The 20,483-nt window shown below is 74.8% G+C and carries 18 protein-coding genes and 1 pseudogene; 7 read left to right on the forward strand and 12 right to left on the reverse strand.

What is annotated here, in order from left to right:
• Positions 1 to 82: 82 nt before the first annotated feature.
• The 3 genes from ABD823_RS19160 to ABD823_RS19170 form a co-directional block, all read right to left on the reverse strand.
• Positions 83 to 1,558 (reverse strand): MFS transporter, encoded by a 1,476-nt coding sequence (locus ABD823_RS19160; protein WP_344861451.1) that lies wholly within the window; start codon positions 1,556 to 1,558, stop codon positions 83 to 85.
• Between the two features lie 56 nt (positions 1,559 to 1,614).
• The gene (locus ABD823_RS19165) at positions 1,615 to 2,283 is read right to left on the reverse strand and encodes a Crp/Fnr family transcriptional regulator (protein ID WP_344861454.1); all 669 of its coding nucleotides are present in this window, start codon (positions 2,281 to 2,283) and stop codon (positions 1,615 to 1,617) included.
• Positions 2,284 to 2,400: 117 nt separating this feature from the next.
• The gene (locus tag ABD823_RS19170) at positions 2,401 to 4,578 is read right to left on the reverse strand and encodes an adenylate/guanylate cyclase domain-containing protein (RefSeq protein ID WP_344861456.1); all 2,178 of its coding nucleotides are present in this window, start codon (positions 4,576 to 4,578) and stop codon (positions 2,401 to 2,403) included.
• Between the two features lie 302 nt (positions 4,579 to 4,880).
• Here ABD823_RS19170 and ABD823_RS19175 point away from each other — a divergent pair, with 302 nt between their 5' ends.
• A complete protein-coding gene (locus ABD823_RS19175; protein ID WP_344861458.1) occupies positions 4,881 to 5,030 on the forward strand; it encodes a hypothetical protein in 150 nt (49 codons plus the stop codon).
• Positions 5,027 to 5,455: a Uma2 family endonuclease gene (locus ABD823_RS19180; protein ID WP_344861460.1), complete on the forward strand. Its 429-nt coding sequence runs from the start codon at positions 5,027 to 5,029 to the stop codon at positions 5,453 to 5,455. Before ABD823_RS19175 ends, ABD823_RS19180 begins: the two co-directional genes overlap by 4 nt.
• A 129-nt stretch (positions 5,456 to 5,584) precedes the next feature.
• Here the strand turns inward: ABD823_RS19180 and purL are convergent, their stop codons facing one another.
• From purL to purS, 4 genes are all read right to left on the reverse strand, one after another.
• Entirely contained in the window at positions 5,585 to 7,858 is a 2,274-nt protein-coding gene (purL, locus tag ABD823_RS19185) for a phosphoribosylformylglycinamidine synthase subunit PurL (RefSeq protein ID WP_344861462.1), read from the reverse strand.
• The gene (purQ, locus tag ABD823_RS19190) at positions 7,855 to 8,538 is read right to left on the reverse strand and encodes a phosphoribosylformylglycinamidine synthase subunit PurQ (protein ID WP_344861464.1); all 684 of its coding nucleotides are present in this window, start codon (positions 8,536 to 8,538) and stop codon (positions 7,855 to 7,857) included. The genes purL and purQ overlap by 4 nt, the downstream gene beginning before the upstream one ends.
• Before the next feature lie 133 nt (positions 8,539 to 8,671).
• Positions 8,672 to 9,121, reverse strand: a complete 450-nt coding sequence (locus ABD823_RS19195; protein WP_344861466.1) for an ATP-binding protein — start codon at positions 9,119 to 9,121, stop codon at positions 8,672 to 8,674.
• 168 nt (positions 9,122 to 9,289) lie between these two features.
• Positions 9,290 to 9,535, reverse strand: a complete 246-nt coding sequence (gene purS / locus ABD823_RS19200) for a phosphoribosylformylglycinamidine synthase subunit PurS (RefSeq protein ID WP_344861468.1) — start codon at positions 9,533 to 9,535, stop codon at positions 9,290 to 9,292.
• Between the two features lie 290 nt (positions 9,536 to 9,825).
• Between purS and pdhA the strand changes: the two genes are divergently transcribed.
• From pdhA to ABD823_RS19220, 4 genes and pseudogenes are all read left to right on the forward strand, one after another.
• The gene (pdhA, locus tag ABD823_RS19205; RefSeq protein WP_344861470.1) at positions 9,826 to 10,944 is read left to right on the forward strand and encodes a pyruvate dehydrogenase (acetyl-transferring) E1 component subunit alpha; all 1,119 of its coding nucleotides are present in this window, start codon (positions 9,826 to 9,828) and stop codon (positions 10,942 to 10,944) included.
• Positions 10,941 to 11,924 carry an alpha-ketoacid dehydrogenase subunit beta gene (locus ABD823_RS19210; protein ID WP_344861472.1) on the forward strand — a complete coding sequence of 328 codons (984 nt, stop codon included), beginning with the start codon at positions 10,941 to 10,943 and terminating at the stop codon, positions 11,922 to 11,924. Before pdhA ends, ABD823_RS19210 begins: the two co-directional genes overlap by 4 nt.
• A pseudogene (locus ABD823_RS19215) lies at positions 11,921 to 13,413 on the forward strand (dihydrolipoamide acetyltransferase family protein). The gene ABD823_RS19210 and the pseudogene ABD823_RS19215 overlap by 4 nt, the downstream one beginning before the upstream one ends.
• Positions 13,414 to 13,525: 112 nt before the next feature.
• Complete coding sequence (locus ABD823_RS19220; protein WP_344861474.1) at positions 13,526 to 13,819, forward strand: Dabb family protein; 294 nt, start codon at positions 13,526 to 13,528, stop codon at positions 13,817 to 13,819.
• 83 nt (positions 13,820 to 13,902) lie between these two features.
• Here the strand turns inward: ABD823_RS19220 and ABD823_RS19225 are convergent, their stop codons facing one another.
• The gene (locus ABD823_RS19225) at positions 13,903 to 14,871 is read right to left on the reverse strand and encodes a helix-turn-helix transcriptional regulator (protein WP_344861476.1); all 969 of its coding nucleotides are present in this window, start codon (positions 14,869 to 14,871) and stop codon (positions 13,903 to 13,905) included.
• Positions 14,872 to 14,956: 85 nt separating this feature from the next.
• Here ABD823_RS19225 and ABD823_RS19230 point away from each other — a divergent pair, with 85 nt between their 5' ends.
• Positions 14,957 to 16,264, forward strand: coding sequence for an FAD-binding oxidoreductase (locus ABD823_RS19230; protein ID WP_344861477.1), 1,308 nt, complete (start codon positions 14,957 to 14,959; stop codon positions 16,262 to 16,264).
• On the opposite strand, the gene ABD823_RS19235 is transcribed toward ABD823_RS19230, so the two are convergent.
• Genes ABD823_RS19235 through ABD823_RS19250 form a run of 4 tightly spaced genes read right to left on the reverse strand, consistent with a single transcriptional unit; the run spans position 16,240 to position 20,373 of the window.
• Positions 16,240 to 17,463 carry an adenylosuccinate synthetase gene (locus ABD823_RS19235; protein WP_344861479.1) on the reverse strand — a complete coding sequence of 408 codons (1,224 nt, stop codon included), beginning with the start codon at positions 17,461 to 17,463 and terminating at the stop codon, positions 16,240 to 16,242. The two genes, ABD823_RS19230 and ABD823_RS19235, sit on opposite strands and share 25 nt — an antisense overlap.
• Positions 17,460 to 18,443 (reverse strand): hypothetical protein, encoded by a 984-nt coding sequence (locus ABD823_RS19240; protein WP_344861481.1) that lies wholly within the window; start codon positions 18,441 to 18,443, stop codon positions 17,460 to 17,462. The genes ABD823_RS19235 and ABD823_RS19240 overlap by 4 nt, the downstream gene beginning before the upstream one ends.
• A gap of 44 nt (positions 18,444 to 18,487) precedes the next feature.
• The gene (locus tag ABD823_RS19245; protein WP_344861483.1) at positions 18,488 to 19,642 is read right to left on the reverse strand and encodes a lipopolysaccharide kinase InaA family protein; all 1,155 of its coding nucleotides are present in this window, start codon (positions 19,640 to 19,642) and stop codon (positions 18,488 to 18,490) included.
• On the reverse strand, positions 19,639 to 20,373 hold the full coding sequence (locus ABD823_RS19250) for an NUDIX hydrolase (protein WP_344861485.1): 735 nt from the start codon (positions 20,371 to 20,373) through the stop codon (positions 19,639 to 19,641). Before ABD823_RS19250 ends, ABD823_RS19245 begins: the two co-directional genes overlap by 4 nt.
• Positions 20,374 to 20,483 lie beyond the last annotated feature (110 nt).

Genomic DNA, 20,483 nt, shown 5'->3' on the forward strand with positions numbered 1-20,483 from the left:
GCGAGCACTCACGCTAGGCGGGACGGACCCGGCCGCACCCGACATCCGCGGGCCCGGTCCGGTCGGGTACGGCGGGCCGCCCTCACCGGGCGGCGGGGCCGCGCCGGGGCTCCCGGGCCAGAGCGGCCAGCAGGGCGCCGGTCAGCGCGACGGCGAACAGCACGCCGTACGTCTGCCGGAAGCCCGCCATGAGCTGCTCGACGGCGACCGGCGACATGCGGGAGAGCGTGCCCGCGTAGATCTGGCCGCGCAGGTGCGGATCGACCGCGCCGGTCAGCACGCTCAGCGTGACGGCGACGCTGAGCACGATCCCCACATTCATGATCATCAGACGGAAGCCGTTCACCACGCCGAGGCCGCCGGCCGGCAGGGCCTGCATGACCTGGGTGGTGTTCCCGGTGAGGAAGGTCCCGCTCCCGCACCCGCACAGGAACAGCCCGATCCCGATCACCCAGTACGGCGTGGCGGGGGCGGTGTTGAGCAGCAGGACCCCCAGGCCGGAGGCGCTGAGCAGGCAGCCGCCGACGGACAGGGCGTAGGGGGAGACCCGGCGGCCCAGGGCGCCGGTGACCGGGGAGGCCAGCGCCATGCCGGCCGGGACCGGGAGCACGCCCAGCGCGGCGGTGACGGCGTCCACGCCCCGGGCCGCCTGGAAGTAGAGGGCGACCAGCAGGATCAGCGCCGAGCGGGCCAGCGCGTTGCAGAACGAGGCCAGGTTGGCGAAGGCCAGCACCCGCCGGCCGAACAGGCGCACGTCGAGCACCGGGTGGGAGGCGCGGCGCTCGACGAGGACGAGCACCGGGACCAGGAGCGCGGCGACCGCCGCGCCGGCGATCACGACCGGGCTGCCCGGACCGCGCGAGCCCGCCTCGGAGAGCGCGATCAGCGCGGCCGACAGCAGCGCGAAGACGAGCAGGTTGCCCAGCGCGTCCACCGGCTCGCGGGGGCCCCGCCCGACCCTGCGCAGGGTGAGCGCCCCCCAGGCGAAGGCGACCAGCCCGGCGGGCACGTTCACCCAGAAGATCCACTGCCAGCCGGCGGTCTCGGCGATCAGCCCGCCCACGGTGGGGCCGGCGAGCTGGGCGACCGAGAGCGTGCCGATGTAGACGCCCATGCCCTGGCTGAGCCGGTCCGGCGGGAAGGCGTCGGTGATGATCACGGTCCCGTTGGCAAGGATCATCGCCGCGCCGACCGCCTGGACCACCCGCATCGCGATCAGGAACCACACGTCCGGGGCGAGCCCCGCCAGCAGCGAGGCGGCGGTGAACAGCGCGAAGCCGGTCAGGTAGACCTCCCGGCGGCCGAGCAGGTCGGCCACCCGGCCGAAGAACACCAGCGTCGCGGTGTTGACCAGCATGAAGGAGAGCAGGATCCAGCCGGAGGCGAAGGCGTCGGCGCGGAAGTGCCGGACCACCTCGGGCAGGGCGACGTTCAGGGTGCTTCCGGAGACGCCGATCAGCACCAGCCCGAGACTGGTGACCGAGCAGACGCGCCAGGCGTAGCGGAGCCTGGAGGCGTACTCGGGGGAACCGGGCAGGTCCTGGGGGAGCGCGACCATGCCCTCCAGTCTGGCCTACCGGCGGAGGCTTGTTCTGTTCCGGGGCCGGGGAGCGCTCACCTGGCCCGCCTGCGCAGGCCCTCCATGTCGTGGACGACGACCCGGCGGCGGCCGGTCTCGATCAGCCCCCGGTCCCTGAGCGCGCGCAGCGCCTTGCTGACCGCCTCCCGGGAGGCGCCGGTCCACCCGGCCAGCTCGTCCTGGGAGAGCGGGAGCGCCACCCGCACCGCGCCGCCGGCCTGCTCGCCGTACCGCTCGGCCAGCTCCACCAGCCGGGTGGCGACCCGCCCGGTGGTGTCGAACGCGCCGTACTCGATCCGCTTGCGGTCGGCGTCGCGGACCCGGCCGGTCACCGTCCGCAGCAGCAGCACGGCGACGCGGCCGTGCTGGCGCAGGAAGGCCGGGAAGTCGTGGACGGCGATGCCCTCGACCGGTTCCAGCGCGGTGACCGTGGCCGAGCGCGGCAGGCCGTCGATGGCGGAGAACTCGCCCAGCAGCGCACCCGGCCCGCGCACGGCGAGCACCACCTCGGTCCCGGCGGCGGTGTGCGAGGAGACCTTGACCCGGCCGGAGGTGAGCACGAGCACCCAGTCGGCGGCGTCGCCCTCGGTCATCAGGGTCGCGCCCCGCTCCCAGCGCCGGACCCGCCCGGCGGCGCGCAGCCCGGCGGTCTCCTCGGGGGTGAGCAGGGCGAGGAACTCACCCGGTTCGGGGGAAGGGCTCATCGGTTTCTCCTCCTGGAGGGACGGGCCGGGCGGCACGGCGGCGCCGGCCGTGCCGGTGCGGTACGGCGTGCGGGTGCGCGGGCGGTCCCGGGGGGCTCTCCGCTGCGGGGTCCGGGGTCACGGCAGCCCGGACAGCACGTAGGCGTGGACGGGCTGCCGCTTGCCCTTGAGGCTCAGCCCGCCCAGCGGCCGGACCCGCGCCCGGGGGCCGAGCAGGTCGAGCGTGCTCTGACCGATCACCACGGTGCCGGGCTCGGCGACGCCCTCCAGCCGGGCGGCGACGTTCACGCAGTCGCCCATCGCGTTGAACCCGCGCAGCTCGGGGCTGCCGATGTTGCCCACCAGCGCGGGCCCGGTGTTGACGCCGATCCTGAACCGGGGGTAGCCGGGCGTCTCGGCGGCGATCTTCCCGGCGGCCTCCTGCATGGCCAGCGCCGCCCGGGCCGCCGCCTCGGCGTGGCCGGGCTGCCGGGCCGGGGCGTTGAACAGCGCCAGCAGCGCGTCGCCGACGAACTGCACGATCGTGCCGCCGTGGCCGAGCACGATCGGCACGGCCGCGCCGTGGTAGCGGTTCAGCATCTCGACGATCTCGGCGGGCGCGACCCGCTCGGAGAAGCCTGTGAAGCCCTTCAGGTCGGCGAAGAGCGCGGTCAGCTCGACCAGCTCGCCGCCCAGCTCGGCCCGGCGGGGGTCGGCCAGCAGCGCCTGCGCCACGTCCGGGGACATGTAGTTCCGGAAGAGCCCTTCCAGCTCCCGGTAGAGCCGGACGTTCTCCAGGGCGATCGAGAGCTGCCCGGCGAGCGTGGCCGCGAGCGCCTCGTCCTGGGAGGTCGCGCCGACCGGTACCTCCAGCGCCCCGGCGAGCCTGCCCTTGACGGTCAGCGGGTGGACCACCGCGCCGCCGCGCCGCACCGCACGGCCGCCGGGGAAGTCCTCCGCGGTGTACTCGGCCGCGCCGACCGCGACCCGCCCGTCCGCGACGAGTCCGAGGCGCACGTCCCCGTACGCCCGCCGGGCCCGGTCCACCGCCTGGGCGAGCAGCTCGTCCTCGGGCAGGCCGACCCGTGCCCGGTTGCCCAGGTCCACCAGGGCGGCCAGCCGCTCGGACAGCTCGCGTTCGGCGGCCAGCGCCGCGCCGGCCCGGTCGAGCACGGCGGCCTGCGCCTCGGTGAGGCCGAACTTGCCGGCGAGCCTGGTCGCCACCGGGACCTGCCGCGTCGCGCGGCGGCCCGCGGAGTCACCGGGGCCGGAGCCGGGGCCGGTGCCCGGGCCGCCGTCCGCGCTGCGCCGCAGGTGGCCGACGAGCTCCTCCAGCGCCTGCTCGTACTCGCCGCGCAGCCTGCGCACGGTCGCGGCCAGGGTCACCGAGTCGAACAGCCCGGCGGCCGAGCCCTCGCGCCGGAACTGAAGGTGGGCGCTGTAGGCGACGAACCCGAAGGCCAGCACGAGCAGCACGTGCCACAGCCACCAGGACAGATGCCAGTTGCGGTGCGGCATCCCGGCGACGGCCGCCTCGGCGAGCAGCGCGTAGGCGGTGACCAGGCTGACCAGCATCGCCGCCGGCCGCCTGCGGTGCAGCCGGAACGTCAGCGCCGCCGCCGCGCCGTACAGGGCGACCGCGGCCAGGTCCGCGCCGCCGAGGCCGGCGCCGGGCGCGGGCGGGCGCCCGCTGAGCGGGGTGAGGCCCGGCACCAGGCAGGCCAGGGCCCAGCCGGCGACCACCGCAGCCAGGGCGCCGCGCAGCACGTGCCGCGCCCGCAGCACGAGCGCCGCCGCCCGCTCGCCCAGCGGCAGGGCCGCGGCGAAGGCGAACACCGAGGAGACCAGGAGGCCGACCGGGTGGGACAGGTCGAACCCGCGGCTCGGTCCCGGCAGGATGACCCTCGGGGTGGTCAGGCCGTGCACGAGGAAGAAGCCCGCGCTGCCGAGGAAGACCAGCGAGACCAGCAGCAGCCGGGCGTCCGCGCGCCGGGCGGCGGCCCGGCTGACCAGCGCGCCCAGGACCAGGCTGATCCCGGCCACGGCGATGATCATCCAGAAGTGGGCGGGGTCGTCCTGCCAGCGGGCGTCGAGGTGCGGCCGGGCGAGCAGCAGCCAGAGTCCCAGCATCGGCAGCGCCAGGTGGAGCAGCCAGACCACCGCGCGGACCGGCTGCGTGGCCGGGGGGAGGTACGGCTCCGGCCCGGCTCCGGTGGTCATCGGGGCCGTGGCACCGGTCACCGGGACGGCGCGGGGGTACGGCTCCGGCACGGCGGTCCCGGCTCCCGGTTCGGCCGTCGGGTCGTTCGTCGGCACAGCGGCCTCCGTGTTCGGCGGGGATCGTGCGATCCCCGCGGTGTCCGCCCCGCCCCGCGGGCGGGTTCCCCCGAACGCCCCGATTATCCGGCACCCCACCGGTGCCGCCAACGGGTTTCCGTTTCCCGGGCCCTCCCGCACGATTCCCGGATCGACACCGGCCCATCGGTTCCGCCGGACGGCGCCGGGAATTCTCCGCCCATCCGGAATGCGAAGAAGTGCGGGGAGAAAGACACCGGGAATACCGGTGCCGGGCGGGGCGGATCGTCATGCGGAGGTGTCCCGTGGAGGGAGGGGAGACGGTGAGAGAAGTGCCGCCTGTCCCGCTCCGTCCGCCGCCGGACGGCTGGACCGACGAGGACCTCGACCGGCTTCCCCCGGAGGCGCCGCGTCACGTCGAGCTCATCGACGGCGCCCTCGTCGTGCGGCCCCGCAGACGAAGCTGCACATGAGGATCGTCGACGATCTCGTCCGGGTGCTGAGGTCCGCAGTTCCCGAAGACTGCGACGTGGTACGCGAGATGACCGTCACACTGGGGCGGAGGCAGCGACCGGGACCGGACCTCATGGTCGTCCGGGAGCCGTCCGGATCAGGACTGGATCGCACCACCTACCGGCCCGAAGAGGTCGTCCTCGCCGTCGAGGTCGTGTCCCCGGACTCGGAGGAGCGGGACCGGAAGGTCGAGCCCGAGCGCTACGCGCAGGCCGGCATCCGCCCCTTCTGGCGGATCGAGAACGAGGACGGCCGTCCGGCCGTGCACGTGTACGAACTGGACGACACCACGGGCGCCTACGTGCCGACCGGCATCGAGCGGGAGAAGCTCCGGGTCGCGGTGCCGTTCCCGATCACCGTCACGATGCGGGAACTGCTCGCCTGAGACGTCGCGGCGCGAGATGCCGCGGGTCCGCCGCCGGGCGGGCGGGACGCGCGTGCGGCGGCGCGGTGTGGAGAAGCGGGAAAGGGGTGCGGCCCGCCGGGCCGCACCCCTCGTCACGTTCCGGACCGGTCAGCCGAAGACGGCCGGGAGGGTCGCGGTGTGGGTCTCGCGGAGCTCGGCGACGGGGATCTCCAGGACGCCCTCCACGACCAGCGAGGAGCCGCCGGTGACGCCCAGGCCGTAGCAGGGCACCTCGTGGGCGGCGCACAGCTCGGCGAAGGCGTCGAAGGACTCCGGCCGCACGGTCACCAGCGCACGGGAGGCCGACTCGCTGAACAGGTCGGTGAACGCGTCCTGCCCGGTGAGGGAGACGGTGCAGCCGATCCCCCGGGCCAGGCAGGCCTCGGCCAGGGCGATGGCCAGCCCGCCGTCGGACAGGTCGTGGGAGCCGGTCAGCAGGCCGCGCGCCGCGGCCTCGGTGAGCACCTCCGCCAGGGCCTTCTCCGCCACCAGGTCCAGCTCCGGCGGGAGGCCGCCCAGGTGCCCGTGGACCACGTGGGCCCACTCCGAGCCGCCGAAGTCCTCGCCGGTCTCGCCGAGCAGGACGACCTTGTCGCCCTCGCCGGTGAAGCCGCTGGGCACCCGCCTGGCGACGTCCTCGATCACGCCGAGCACGCCCACCACCGGGGTCGGGTGGATCGCGTCCGAGCCCGTCTGGTTGTAGAAGGAGACGTTCCCGCCGGTCACCGGGACGCCCAGGGCCTGGCAGGCGTCGGCCAGGCCGCGCACGGCCTCGGCGAACTGCCACATGACCTCGGGGTCCTCCGGGGAGCCGAAGTTGAGGCAGTTGGTCACGGCCAGCGGCACGGCGCCGGTCACCGCGACGTTCCGGTAGGCCTCGGCCAGGGCGAGCTGCGCCCCGGCGTACGGGTCGAGGCGGGCGTAGCGGCCGTTGCCGTCGGTGGCCAGCGCGATGCCCCGGGTGGTCTCCTCGGCGCCCGGCATGGCCTCGCTGATCCGCAGCACGCCCGCGTCGGCGGGCTGGGCCAGCACGGTGTTGCCCCGGACGTACCGGTCGTACTGGGAGGTCACCCACTCCTTGGAGGCGAGGTTCGGCGAGCCGAGGAGCGTCAGCAGCGTGGCGCGCAGGTCGTCCGGGCGGGGCAGGCCGGCGGGCGAGGCCGCGTTGAGCTCGGCCTGCCCGGCCGGCTCGTGGTACGGCCGCTCGTAGACCGGGCCCTCGTCGGCCGCGGTGCCCGGCGGGATGTCCACGATGGTCTCGCCGTGCCAGGTCATGACCAGGCGGCCGGAGTCGGTGACCTCGCCGATCACGGTCGCGGGGATGTCCCACTTGGCGCAGATCGCCATGAAGGCGTCGATGTCGTCGGGGGCGACGACCGCCATCATGCGCTCCTGCGACTCGCTCATCAGGATCTCCTCCGGCCGCAGCGACGGGTCGCGCAGCGGGACGAGGTCCAGCCTGACGTCCATGCCGCCGGTGCCCTTGGCCGCCAGCTCGGTGGTGGCGCAGGAGACGCCGGCCGCGCCGAGGTCCTGGATGCCGACGACCACGTCCGCCTGGTACAGCTCCAGGCAGCACTCGATCAGCAGCTTCTCCATGAACGGGTCGCCGACCTGGACGCTGGGGCGCTTGGCCTGCGACTCGTCCTCGAAGGTCGCGCTCGCCAGCACCGAGGCGCCGCCGATGCCGTCGGGACCGGTCAGCGCGCCGAACAGCACGACCTTGTTGCCGGGGCCGGGCGCGGTGGCCAGCTTGATCTGGTCCTTGCGGAGCAGGCCGACGCAGAGCGCGTTGACCAGCGGGTTGCCGATGTAGCAGGGGTCGAAGACGACCTCGCCGCCGATGTTGGGCAGGCCCAGGCAGTTGCCGTAGTGGCTGATGCCCTCGACCACGCCGGGCAGCACCCGGCGGGTGTCGGCCGCCTCGGCGCCGCCGAAGCGCAGGGAGTCCATGACCGCGATCGGCCGGGCGCCCATCGACATGATGTCGCGGACGATGCCGCCGACGCCGGTGGCCGCGCCCTGGTGCGGCTCGACGTAGGACGGGTGGTTGTGCGACTCGATCTTGAAGGTGGCGGCCCAGCCGTCGCCGACGTCCACGACGCCAGCGTTCTCGCCCATGCCGACCAGGAGCGCGTCGGACTTCGGCGCCTTGGTGCCGAACTGCCGCAGGTGCACCTTGGAGGACTTGTAGGAGCAGTGCTCGCTCCACATGACGCTGTAGATGGCCAGCTCGGAGCTGGTCGGGCGGCGGCCGAGGATCTGCCGGACCCGCTCGTACTCGTCGGTCTTCATGCCCAGCTCGGCGTACGGCTGGCGCTCGTCGGGGGTCCGCGCGGCCCGCTCGACCGTGTCCAGGACCGACCGCTCAGTCTGACTCACGCGTTCACCAGCTTCTTCAGGATCGAGGTGAAGAACCCGCGGCCGTCCGTGCTCGGGGCGCCGGTCAGTTCCTCGACGGCGTGCTCGGGGTGGGGCATCAGGCCGACGACGTTGCCGGCCTCGTTGCGGATGCCCGCGATGTCGTTCAGGGAGCCGTTGGGGTTGCCGCCGACGTAGCGGAAGACCACCTGGCCGCCTGCCTCCAGCGCCGCGAGCGTCTCCGCGTCGGCGACGTAGCGGCCCTCGCCGTGCTTGATCGGGAGCAGGATCTCCTGGCCCTCGGTGAAGTCCGAGGTCCAGGGGGTGCCGGTGTTCTCCACCCGGATGCCCTGGTCGCGGCAGATGTAGTGGAGCCCGGCGTTGCGCATCAGCGCGCCGGGCAGCAGGTGGGCCTCGCAGAGGATCTGGAAGCCGTTGCAGGTCCCCAGGACGGGGAGACCGGCCCGGGCGGCGGGGATCAGCTCCTCCATCAGCGGCGCGAACCGGGAGATCGCGCCGCACCGGAGGTAGTCCCCGTAGGAGAACCCGCCGGGCAGGAAGACGGCGTCCACCCCCTTGAGGTCGGGGTCGGCGTGCCACAGCGGGACGGCCTCGCCGCCCGCATGGCGCACGGCACGGGCCGCGTCCTGATCGTCAAGAGTTCCGGGAAAAGTGACGACGCCCACGCGGGCAGCACTCATGACAGCGTTCCCCTCCACAAACGAGCGCCGCGCCGGCGTCTCACACATCGGACGGCGGTCTGCGGCGGTGTGCTCAGGCTATCCGCTCGCCGGCGGGAGCTGACAACGCGGTGCGCGCGAGGGCGCGGAGCGCTCAGGCGGGGGCGAGTTCGCGGGCGCGGGCGGAGGCGGGGCGCTGGGCGTCCGGCCGCAGGGAGAGCTGCTTGCTCAGGTGCACCGTGGTGCCCCGGCCCGGGGCCATGTCGAAGGAGATCTCGTCCACCACGGACCGCATGATCAGGATGCCGCGGCCGTTCTCGACGTCGGTCGGCGGGTAGCGCTCGGGCAGGCGCACCACGCCGTGGCCCCGGTCGATGACGCGGACGTCGCAGCGGTCGCGGCCGATCGCGGCCTTGACCTGGTAGCGGTTGTCCGGGCCGCCGTGCCGTACGGCGTTGGCGCACGCCTCGGTGACGGCGAGCAGGATGTCGGAGACGCAGCCGGCGGTGACGCCGCGGGAGGCGAGGGAATCGCCGAGGATCCTGCGGACCATCGGAATGCCGATCGCCTCTCTTGGCAGAGCCAATGAGAACTCGAAATCCACCGGATCCCTCCCGGTCCAGACACCACCGTGACTAGGTTTCCCCGCGGGATCCGGCCTAACCGCGGAATAACCGTGATGTTGTCCACTGTTGGTCAGGACATGGCGGCGCCACCGGCCAGAGATGGATTTAACCGACATTCGGCAATTGTGGTGCCGATATCTGCCTAATCAGGATTCGACGGTGACCCGGTAGTCCTCGATGACCGTGTTGGCCAGGAGCGTCTCGGCCATCTTCCGGACATCCGAAAGCGCCGCCTCGTCGGCGGGGCCGTCGATCTCCACCTCGAACCGCTTGCCCTGCCGCACCGCGGTGACGCCGGTGAACCCCAGCCGCGGCAGGGCGCGGGCGATGGCCTGGCCCTGGGCGTCGAGAATCTCGGGCTTCAGCATGACGTCCACGATGACGCGCGCCACGGTGTTCCTCCAGGATGCGGCGGTGATGGTCGGGCGCCACAAGCGTAACGGTCCCCCGTAGGCGCGCCGCCGCCGGGGACCGGGACGGGTCCGCGCGGGTGCGGGGACGCCCGGCGGGGAACGGGACCGGTATGGACGTCGGAGCAGGGCTTGCGCACGGGTGTGTGATGTCTGCCACGATGTCTGCAAACGCAGACGGTCCACCATCACCCGGACCCGGTGCGGAGCTGACCGGCCGGACGCGAGCGGCGACCCCGCCCGCGGCGGCCCCGAGCACACAGGAGCGGCACGTGACAGCCGACGCCTCTCGTGGTGCGGAAGCACCCCCCGAGCTCGTCCAGTTGCTGACCCCCGAAGGAGAGCGGGTCGCGCACCCCGACTACGACATCGACCTGACGCCGGAGGAGGTCCGCGGGCTCTACCGCGACCTGGTCCTGGTGCGCAGGGTCGACCTGGAGGCCGTCGCCCTGCAGCGCCAGGGCGAGCTGGGCCTGTGGGCCTCGCTGCTCGGCCAGGAGGCCGCGCAGATCGGCTCCGGCCGGGCCCTGACCGGCGCCGACATGGCGTTCCCGACCTACCGCGAGCACGGCGTGGCCTGGTGCCGCGGCGTCGACCCGGTGAACCTCCTCGGCCTGTTCCGCGGGGTCAACCACGGCGGCTGGGACCCCGCCGAGCACAACTTCCACCTCTACACGATCGTCATCGGCAGCCAGACCCTGCACGCGGTCGGCTACGCCATGGGCATCCAGCGCGACGGCGCCGTCGGCGAGGACGGCGCGGCCTCGATCGTCTACTTCGGCGACGGCGCCACCTCCCAGGGCGACGTGAACGAGTCGTTCATCTGGGCCTCGGTGTTCAACGCCCCGGTCGTGTTCTTCTGCCAGAACAACCAGTGGGCCATCTCCGAGCCGCTGGAGAAGCAGTCGCGCATCCCGCTCTACCGCCGGGCCAGCGGGTTCGGCTTCCCCGGCATCCGGGTGGACGGCAACGACGTCTTCGCCTGCCTCGCCGTCACCCGCAAGGCGCTGGCCGACGCCCGGTCCGGTCAGGGCCCGGTGCTGATCGAGGCCTACACCTACCGGATGGGCGCGCACACCACCTCCGACGACCCGACCCGCTACCGGCTGGCCGACGAGCTGGAGGCGTGGAAGCTCAAGGACCCGATCGAGCGGGTCAAGGCCTACCTCGTCCGCAACAGCCTCGCCGACCAGGAGTTCTTCGAGGCGATCGACGCCGAGGCCGACGAGCTCGGCAAGGACATGCGCAGGCGCTGCCTGGCGATGCCCGACCCGCGGCCGCTGGAGATCTTCGATCACGTGTACGCCGAGCCGCACCGGCTCGTGGAGGCCGAACGCGCCGAGTTCGCCGCCTACCTCGCCGGATTCGAGAACGAGGGGGTCGAAGGATGACGACGCTCACCCTGGCCAAGGCGCTGAACGAGGGCATGCGCAAGGCGATGGAGGACGACCCCAAGGTCCTCGTCATGGGCGAGGACGTGGGCAAGCTCGGCGGCGTCTTCCGCGTCACCGACGGCCTGCAGAAGGACTTCGGCGAGCAGCGGGTCATCGACACCCCGCTGGCCGAGTCCGGCATCATCGGCACCGCGATCGGCCTGGCGCTCCGCGGCTACCGGCCGGTCTGCGAGATCCAGTTCGACGGCTTCGTCTTCCCCGCCGCCGACCAGATCATCACCCAGCTCGCCAAGATGCCGATGCGCTCGCTCGGCAAGGTCCGCCTCCCGGTCGTGGTGCGCATCCCGTGCGGCGGCGGCATCGGGGCGGTCGAGCACCACAGCGAGTCCCCCGAGGTCTACTTCACGCACACCGCGGGCCTGCGGGTGGTGGCCTGCTCCAACCCGGCGGACGCCTACACGATGATCCAGCAGGCGATCCGCTGCGACGACCCGGTCGTCTTCTTCGAGCCCAAGCGCCGCTACTGGGACAAGGCCGAGGTCGACACCTCCGCCGCCGCCGGCGACTGGCACCCGCTGGACGCCGCCCGCGTCGTACGGCCCGGCACCGACGCCACCCTGCTGGCCTACGGGCCGATGGTCCGCACCTGCCTGGAGGCCGCGCACGCCGCGCAGGAGGACGGCCGGTCCCTGGAGGTCGTCGACCTGCGCTCGCTCAACCCGCTCGACCTGCCCGCGGTGGTGGAGTCGGTCCGGCGCACCGGGCGGTGCGTGGTGGTGCACGAGGCCCCCGTCTTCAGCGGCTACGGGGCCGAGCTGGCCGCCCGGATCACCGAGGAGTGCTTCTACCACCTGGAGTCGCCGGTGCTGCGGGTGGGCGGGCCGTCCACCCCGTACCCGCCGTCCCGGCTGGAGGACCACTACCTGCCGGACCTGGACCGGGTGCTGGACGCCGTCGACCGCGCGTTCGCGTTCTGAGAGGGGGGACGGTGAAGGAGTTCAAGCTCCCCGACGTGGGCGAGGGCCTGACCGAGGCCGAGATCGTCCGCTGGCACGTCAAGCCCGGCGACCCGGTCAAGGTCAACCAGACCATCGTGGAGATCGAGACCGCCAAGGCCGTCGTCGAGCTGCCCTGCCCGTTCGAGGGGGTGGTGGCCGCGCTGCTGGCCGAGGAGGGCGAGACGGTCGACGTCGGACGGCCCATCATCGCGGTCGACGACGGCTCGGGCCCGGCCCCGGCGGCGGGGACGCCGGGCGGGCGGGCGGCCCTGGCCGAGGACATGGTCCCGGCGGTCCCCGCGGGCGGCCCGGGAGACGCGGCGGGCGCCGGGGAGACGGGCCAGAAGCGCCAGCCCGTGCTGGTCGGCTACGGCGTCAAGCCGGGCGCGTCCCGGCGCCGTCCCCGCAAGCAGCCGCACGCCCCGGTCGGCCCGCGTGCCCCGCAGGGCCCCGCCGCGTCCCCGGCGGCGTCGCCGGGCGGAGGCGCCGGGGCGTCCCGCAACGGCGTCCCCGCGCCGGGCGCGGTCCGGGCCCCCGCCCCGGCGGCCGGTCCCGCGGCTCCCGCTTCCGGGAGCGCGGCGGGCGCGCTGGGCGCGGGCCGGGTCGCGGTGCTGGCCAAGCCCCCGGTGCGCAAGCTCGCCAAGGACCTCGGAGTCGACCTCGCCACGATCACCGGGACCGGGCCGCAGGGCTCGATCACCCGGGACGACGTGCACGCGGCCCTGCAGGCCGCGCAGGCACCCGCCCGGCCGGCCGGGCCGCGGCGGGGGGCGAGGAGCGCATCCCGGTCAAGGGCGTGCGGAAGGCGACCGCCCAGGCCATGGTGGCCTCGGCGTTCACCGCGCCGCACGTCACCGAGTTCCTCCAGGTCGACGTGACCGCCACGATGGAGGCGGTCGCGCGGCTGCGCGCCATGGAGGAGTTCGCCGGGGTCAAGGTCTCGCCGCTGCTGCTGGTCGCCAAGGCGCTGCTGGTGGCCGTCCGCCGCCGCCCCATGGTCAACTCGACGTGGGACGAGGCGGCGCAGGAGATCGTGGTCAAGCACTACGTGAACCTCGGCATCGCCGCCGCCACCCCGCGCGGCCTGCTCGTGCCCAACGTCAAGGACGCCCACGCGCTCTCCCTGCCCGAGCTGGCCGCGGCGCTGACCTCGCTCGCCGAGACCGCGCGGGCCGGCCGCACCCAGCCGGCCGACATGGCGGGCGGCACGATCACGATCACCAACGTGGGCGTGTTCGGGGTGGACGCGGGCACGCCGATCCTCAACCCGGGCGAGTCGGCGATCCTCGCCCTCGGCCAGGTCAGGGACCTGCCCTGGGTGGTGGACGGGCAGATCGTGCCGCGCAAGGTGTGCACGCTCGCGCTCTCCTTCGACCACCGGGTGGTGGACGGCGAGCTCGGCTCGCTGTTCCTGCGCGACATCGGGGCCATGCTCCAGGACCCGCTGCGCATGCTCGCCTGGGGCTGAGCCCCGGCCGGGACGGCCCCCGCACCGCGCGGGAGCCGTCCCGGCCCGCGGGGCGGCGGCGACCGGGCGGCCCGCCGTACGCTGGCGGGGCACCCGAACCGAGAGGGAGACCATGTTCCGCCACGTCGTGCTGCTCGCCTGGACCTCCGACGCCACCGACGAGCAGAAGGCCGCCGTCCTGACCGCGCTGGGCACGCTGCCGGATGCCGTCCCGCAGCTGCGCTCCTACGTCTTCGGCGCCGACGCGGGCATCTCCCCGGGCAACCACGACCTGGCGATCGTCGCGGACTTCGACAGCGCCGACGACTACGCCGTCTATCGGGACCACCCGGCGCACCAGGCCGTCATCGCCGAGTACATCAAGCCGATCCTGGCCTCCCGCGCCGCCGTGCAGTACGAGATCTGAGCGGACCCCGCTGCCCCGGGCCCGGTGCTCCGTGCGCGGCGGGCCGGCCGGCGTCCGCGCGGCCGCCGACCGGGGAAGGACCCTCAGCCGTCCCCGGCGGCGGCCAGCAGCCGCCGTGCCGCCGCGCGCAGGTGCGCGCGCAGCTCGGGCGGGCCGTCGAGGGTGAAGTCGGCGCCGAGCGCGGCCAGCTCCCGCACGATCACGTGCGGGGAGTCGGCGCCCAGCCGGATCACGGACGTGCCGGCGTCCACCGCCTCGACCTTGCCGGGCATCGTGGTGGGCAGGCGGGCGCGGACCTCCTCGGCCGGCAGGCGTACGGTGACCCGTGCGCTGTGCCGGTACGGCGCCGCCGCCACCGTCCGGGAGACGTAGGCCCGCGCGTCGGGATCGGGCGGCTCGCGCGGGGTGAACCGCCAGCCGACGGGCCGGGGCCCGGTGATCCGGTCCACCCGGAAGACCCGCCAGTCCCGCCGGGCGGGGTCGTAGGCCAGCAGATACCACAGGCCGTGCGTGCTGACCAGCGCGTACGGCTCGACCCGGCGCGAGGTCGCGGTGCCCGAGCGGCTGCGGTACCCGAAGGCGAGCATCTCCCGGTCGCGGCAGGCGGTGGCCAGTACGGCCAGCGCCTCCGGGTCGACGCGGGGCAGGCCCGCGCGCGGCACGGGGGCGACCGCGTCGGCCACCGCGTCGAAGCGGCGGCGGAGCCGGGCCGGCAGGATCCGCTGGAGCTTGGCCAGCGCCCGCACCGACGCCTCCGCGACCCCGGCGACGGTGCCGTCCGCCGCGGTGAGCAGCCCGACCGCGATCGCCACGGCCTCGTCGTCGTCCAGCAGCAGCGGTGGCAGGTCCCGGCCCGAGGCCAGCCGGTAGCCGCCCGCCGTGCCCGTGGTGCCCTCCACCGGGTAGCCCAGCTCCCGCAGCCGGTCCACGTCCCGCCGGACGGTCCTGACGCTGACGCCCAGCCGCCGGGCCAGCTCCGCGCCCGGCCACTCGCGCCGGCTCTGCAGCAGCGAGAGCAGACGGAGCATCCGGCCCGGCATGTCCTTGCTCATTCCGTGTTCCTCTCCGCCTTGAGGACATTCTGTGTCCTCAAGCCTTCCTACCGTCGGTCGCGAGCCACAAGGAGGGAAGATGAAGATGATCCGTACACGGGGTCCGGTGTTCCGGCCCGGCGAGGCCGGCTACGACGCGGAGCGGGACGGTTTCCAGCAGGCCGGGCGGCACCGGCCGGACCTGGTCGTGGCCGCCGCCGGCGCGGACGACGTGCGGGCCGCGGTGGAGTACGCCGCCGCCCGCGACCTGCCGGTCGCGGTGCAGGCCACCGGGCACGGCCTGGCGGTCACCGCGGAGGGCGGCGTGCTCGTCGCCACCCGGGCGATGGCGGACGTGCGGGTCGATCCCGGCGCCCGCACGGCGTGGGTGGCGGCGGGCGCGCGCTGGCAGCGGGTGATCGAGGAGGCGGCCCGCCACGGGCTCGCGCCGCTGTCCGGCAGTTCCCCGCACGTCGGCGCGGTCGGTTACACCCTGGGCGGCGGCCTGGGCCTGCTGGCCCGCCGGTACGGCTACGCCGCCGACCACGTGCGGGCCTTCGAGATCGTCACCGCCGACGCCCGGGTGCGCCGCCTGGTCCCCGGCGACGAGCTGTTCGGCGCGCTGCTGGGCGGAGGCGGCAACTTCGGCGTGGTGACCGGCATGGAGATCGCCCTGGTGCCCGTCACGCGCCTGTACGGCGGCGGCCTGTACTTCCCCGCCTCCGCCGAGGCCGTGGCGGCCTGGCGGGACTGGACGCGGGCCGTGCCCGACGAGCTGACCTCGGCCATCGGCCTGATCCCGTTCCCGGACGTCCCCGCGGTGCCGGAGCCGCTGCGCGGGCGGCACGTCCTGCACGTGCGGGTCGCCTTCTCAGGGGACGCGGCGGCCGGGGAGCGGCTCGTCGCGCCGCTGCGGGCGGCGGGCCCGCTGCTGCGCGACACCCTGCGCGAGCTGCCCTACACCGAGTCGGCCTCGATCAGCGACGACCCGCCGTTCGCGCACGCCTACGCGGGGACCGGCGTGCTGCTCGACGACCTGGACCCGGCCGCGGCGTTCGAGGCGGCCGACCCGGAGGCCGAGCCGCCGTGCATCGTGCAGGTCCGGCACCTCGGCGGCGCACTGGCCGCCCCCTCGCCGACGCTGGTCGGCCACCGCCGGGCCCGCTACGCCCTGCACGTCGTCACCCCCCTCGACGGCCGGGACCCGGCCGCGGTCCGGGCCGCGCACCGGAGCCTCGCCGGGACGCTGAAGGGCTCGGGCACCTTCCTGAACTTCCAGTACGGCCCGGCCACCGCCGAGCAGGTGCGCGCCGCCTACGAGCCGGACGTCTACGCCGAGCTGGCCCGCCTGAAGGCGGTCCACGACCCGGGCAACCTCTTCCGGTTCAATCACAACATCCCGCCGGCCGGCTGAGGGGCCGCCGCAGGGATCAGTGCCTTGTCCCGGGCGGTCGGGCCGGACGAGCCGAGCCGGACGCGCACGCCCAGCGCCTCGGCGACCGCCTCCGGCCAGTCGTCGATCCCGTCGGTGTAGTGCGGGCGGGCCCGGCCCAGCAGCGCGGTGAGCCGGGCCTGCCCGTCCAGGTCGCCTCTGCGTCCCACCGGGATCTCCCCGGTGTCGTAGGAGTGGCACATCCGCGAGACCGGCGCGTCCAGGTGCGTCAGCGCCAGCGCGTCCGCCCCGCCCGCCGCCGCCAGCGCGTAGCGGTGCGCGACGGCGTCGAAGTGCCCGGTCCGGAACGGCCCCTGCCAGCGGCCGTCCCGGTTGTGCGGCTCCGGCAGGCGCAGCGCGGGGTCCTCGGTGACCAGCGGGCCCGGCCCGTGCCGCGTCGTGTAGGTGCGCAGCACGCCGAGCCGGAGCGCCGCCGCCCCGCCGAGCAGCTCCACGGCGTTGGCGAAGGTCGTGGTGCTCCACGTCGTGTAGGGGTGGAAGCCGTGCCACTCGTCGAGCAGCACCCCCTGCGCGCCCTCGAAGAGGACGGGCCCCCTGCGCAGCAGGGCCGCGGTGCGGGAGGAGTCGACGAGGACCGCCCGTCCGGCGAAGGCCCGGTAGGCCGCCACGCAGTCGGCCACCGGCGGCCCGTCCCCTCCGAGCCGCTCGCGCAGCGCCTGGAGCTTGCGGGCCAGCTCCCGCGGCCGCTCGCAGTCGCCGACCCTCGGGGCCGCGGAGGGGTCCTCCAGCGCGTGGGACATCACCTCGCCGACGCCCATGCCGCAGGACCCGTGCCGGCCGGCGCCGCGGGCCAGCTCCCGGACCCGCCCGGCCGCCACGTGGTACGGCGTGGCGAGCAGGGCCTCCCGATCGATGGTGAGCATGCCGTACGGGTGGGGGACGCCGATCCGGCGCAGGTGGTCGACCTCGGCGGTCAGCGCGAACGGGTCCACCACCACGTGGCGGGACAGGTGGGTCGGCACGCCGCGCAGCGTCCCCGACCCGAACTGCGAGAACGTGTGGTGCCGCCCGTCGGGCAGGACGACGTTGTGCCCGGCCTGGGCGCCCCCGTTGAACCTGACCACCGCCGAGACCCCGCCCCGGGCGCAGAGCCAGTCCACGACGGTGCCCTTGCCGGCGTCGCCGTACCCGAGGTCGATGACGATCACGTGGTCCTTCACAGCCTGATCACCCCGCTCCCGCCGTCGCCGGGACCGTCTGCGGGGCCGAGCAGGCCGCCGGGAGACCCGCCGGCCGCGAGCGGGCCGCGGTCCAGGCGGGCCAGCGCCCGCGAGACCGAGGCGCCGGCGGTGGAGCCGATCTCCGCCAGGTCCGCCAGTCCCTCGTCGAGGCCGACGGCGTCCTCGCCCAGGCCGACGGTGAGCGCGATGGTCTCGCAGACCGCGTCCAGGTCGTCGAGTTCCAGCACGTTCTGCCCGAGGAGCCCGCGCCAGGCGTCCACCACCGTGCGGTCGCGGGAGTGGCCCGCCCCGGCGGGCAGGACGAAGTAGACGTCGTACATCCGGGTCAGCTCGGCGACGATCTCCTCGGTCGGGATGTCCCGCTCCAGCCGGTCGCCGATCACCTCGGCGACCTCGCGCCGCTTCACCGCCGGGTACGGCAGCTCGTCGCCGATGACGAACAGGTAGCCGCGGCGCCCCCGCCTCTCGTAGCAGTCGATCGAGGTGTGCCGGGCCATGAAGTACATCGCCAGCTCGTAGGACTCGGACATCTGGCCGCCGCCCCCGCCCTCCAGCAGGACCTTGCCCAGGTGCTCGTCCATCCGGTTGTCGGACTCGTACTGCGCGATCTGCAGCGGGGCCCGGTCGCAGGTGGCGTCGCCGATCGCGCCGAACAGGATCTGCGGGTCGGTGGCGTAGCCCTTGCGCAGCAGCAGGCCGAGCAGGTCGGGCAGGCGCGTCTGCAGGACGCGGGGCACGCGCCCCATCGAGCCGGTCACGTCGAAGAGGACGGCCACGGCCAGGGAGGCGGGGTGCTCGGCGGAGTCGCGGCTCTCCCGGACCGCCACGCCGCAGGGGTTCAGGTCGTCGTGCACGGTGCGGGCGCCGCCGTCGCTGTAGGCGAAGGCGCTGGCGCCGCCGGCCGCCCGGAGGCGGGAGGTGGCGGAGTAGACGTCGGTGGACCAGATTCCGCTTCCCATGGGGGTCTTCTTTCGCGAGGGGATCGTCGGGGCGTGCCGGCTCCTCACAGCAGGAGCGGGCGGTATCTCCGGGGTCCGTAGAGGTCGTCGAGGAGCTCGTCCAGCTCCCGCAGGAGCCGCCAGGCGTCGCCGGGCGGGGCCAGCAGGCTCCCGCGCAGGAAGGCGCGCATGCTTCCGGGGACCCCGCGGGCGTCTCCGGCGGCGCCGGGGCCGTCCGGGCCGTCCGCGGGCACGCCCATCAGGGCGGCGACGCAGCGGGTGGCGAGCCGGATGTCGAGGGCCTCGGTCGCCGGGGCACGGGCGAGCGCACCCGGCGGGTAGTCCGCGCGGTGCCGGGCGACCAGGGCGGTCAGCGGGGCGCCGACCGGGACCGACTGGCTCCAGTCGACGAGCACCAGGCCGTGCTCGACGGGGTGGACGAGGACGTGGTGGCCGAAGACGGCGCCGTGCACGATCCCGGCCCGGTGGGCCATGCCGACCGCCACCAGCAGCCGCCGCCAGATCCACGCGGCGTCCCGGGGGTCGAGCACGGGCCGCCGCCGCCGGACCTCGTCCAGGGTGAGGAAGCCGTCCGGGACCCGGCTGATGACGTTGACCTGCCGCTCCACCCCGCCGGCGCGGTGCCGGAAGGTCTCCGCCAGGCGGGGCACGTACGGCAGGAGCAGGGGGTCGCCCGCGCGCTCCAGCGTGCGCAGCGCCTCGGCCTCGCGCCGGACGAGGTCGTTGTCCGCGGGGCGGAGCGGCACCTTCAGCAGCAGGTCGCCGGAGCACTCGCGGAGCACGGCCGTGGCGCCCCGGCGGACCGTCCGGCCGATCCGGTAGGTCCCCCGGCGGGTGGTGAGCACGGTCTCCCCCGCCTCCCCGGCGGGTCCGCCCGGCCCGTCCCGTCCGTCCGGCTCGCCGCGCAGGGCGGCGGCCCAGAGGGCGGCCAGCCGGGCGAATGCCTCCGGGGCGCCGGCGGCGGAGGTCAGGTCAGGGTGGAGGAGCCGGGCGAGCCGCCGGTAGGCCCGGCGCGGCGCGTCGCCGCCGAACAGGTCCCGGGGCGTCGTCGCGGCGCCGACCAGGGCGATCGCCTCGGCGGTCGTGGCCGCAGGATGTCCTCGCGCGGGCTCCGGGGCGGGGCCGGGCGGCCGGGCGGCGGGCGCCGGATCTCCTCCTCGGCGGGCCGGGGCGGGATCGGGCGGCCGGGGAGCGGTCACCGGACCTCCTCCTCCCGCTCGGGCCTCAGCAGGGCGGGGTGGAGGAGCCTGGCGTCGCCGGCCCGGTAGAGCTTGGCGCGGGGGCCGCCGCGGGGGCCCCCGCTCTCGGTGGTCTGCCCGGTGCTCTCCACGAACCCGGGGACCGACAGGACCTTGCGGTGGAAGTTGCCGGCGTGCAGCGGGACGCCCCAGACCGCCTCGTAGACCCCGCGCAGCTCGGAGATGGTGAAGGTCTCGCCGACGAAGGCGGTGGCCAGCGGGGTGTACTCCAGTTTGGCGCGGGCCCGCTCCAGGGCGTGGTCCAGGATCCGCTCGTGGTCGAAGGCCAGCTCCGGCAGATGGTCGACGCCGATCCAGGCGGCGTCGGAGGCGTCCGAGCCGGCCCGCGGGTCGGGCAGGTCCGGCGCGAAGGCCAGGTAGGAGACCGAGACGACCCGCATCCGGGGGTCGCGGTCCGGTGCCCCGTAGCTGGCGAGCTGCTCGATGTGGACCCGGTCGGTCATGCCGGTCTCCTCGGACAGTTCCCGGGCCGCGGCCCGGTCGAGGTCCTCGCCCGGCCGGATGAAACCGCCCGGCAGCGCCCACCGCCCCGCGAAGGGGGGCTCGCCCCGCTCGACCAGGAGCACGTGCAGCAGGCCCCCGATGATCGTGAGGGCCACCACGTCGACCGTCACGGCGACCGCCGGATAGGCGCGCGGGTCGTAAGCGGCCAGGTACTCGCGTTCATCCATCGGCAATCCTTCTCATAGTGAGACAATCTCAGTATGAGAATAACGACGGATCGTGTCAATCCCAGAGGGCGGCGGAGCCCGGGGCCCGGGAGCGGATGCGGTGAGGCGGG

This window comes from Planomonospora alba, from assembly GCF_039534085.1.
Lineage (GTDB): Bacteria > Actinomycetota > Actinomycetes > Streptosporangiales > Streptosporangiaceae > Planomonospora_B > Planomonospora_B alba.

What these genes read in the sequence shown, in the direction of transcription:
- ABD823_RS19210 (WP_344861472.1), top strand. Translation starts at nt 10,941, where the DNA reads ATGACGACGCTCACCCTGGCCAAGGCGCTGAACGAGGGCATGCGCAAG.
- ABD823_RS19160 (WP_344861451.1), bottom strand. Translation starts at nt 1,558, where the DNA reads ATGGTCGCGCTCCCCCAGGACCTGCCCGGTTCCCCCGAGTACGCCTCC.
- purQ (WP_344861464.1), bottom strand. Translation starts at nt 8,538, where the DNA reads ATGAGTGCTGCCCGCGTGGGCGTCGTCACTTTTCCCGGAACTCTTGAC.
- ABD823_RS19230 (WP_344861477.1), top strand. Translation starts at nt 14,957, where the DNA reads ATGATCCGTACACGGGGTCCGGTGTTCCGGCCCGGCGAGGCCGGCTAC.
- ABD823_RS19220 (WP_344861474.1), top strand. Translation starts at nt 13,526, where the DNA reads ATGTTCCGCCACGTCGTGCTGCTCGCCTGGACCTCCGACGCCACCGAC.
- ABD823_RS19240 (WP_344861481.1), bottom strand. Translation starts at nt 18,443, where the DNA reads ATGGGAAGCGGAATCTGGTCCACCGACGTCTACTCCGCCACCTCCCGC.
- ABD823_RS19180 (WP_344861460.1), top strand. Translation starts at nt 5,027, where the DNA reads ATGAGGATCGTCGACGATCTCGTCCGGGTGCTGAGGTCCGCAGTTCCC.
- ABD823_RS19250 (WP_344861485.1), bottom strand. Translation starts at nt 20,373, where the DNA reads ATGGATGAACGCGAGTACCTGGCCGCTTACGACCCGCGCGCCTATCCG.
- ABD823_RS19225 (WP_344861476.1), bottom strand. Translation starts at nt 14,871, where the DNA reads ATGAGCAAGGACATGCCGGGCCGGATGCTCCGTCTGCTCTCGCTGCTG.
- ABD823_RS19165 (WP_344861454.1), bottom strand. Translation starts at nt 2,283, where the DNA reads ATGAGCCCTTCCCCCGAACCGGGTGAGTTCCTCGCCCTGCTCACCCCC.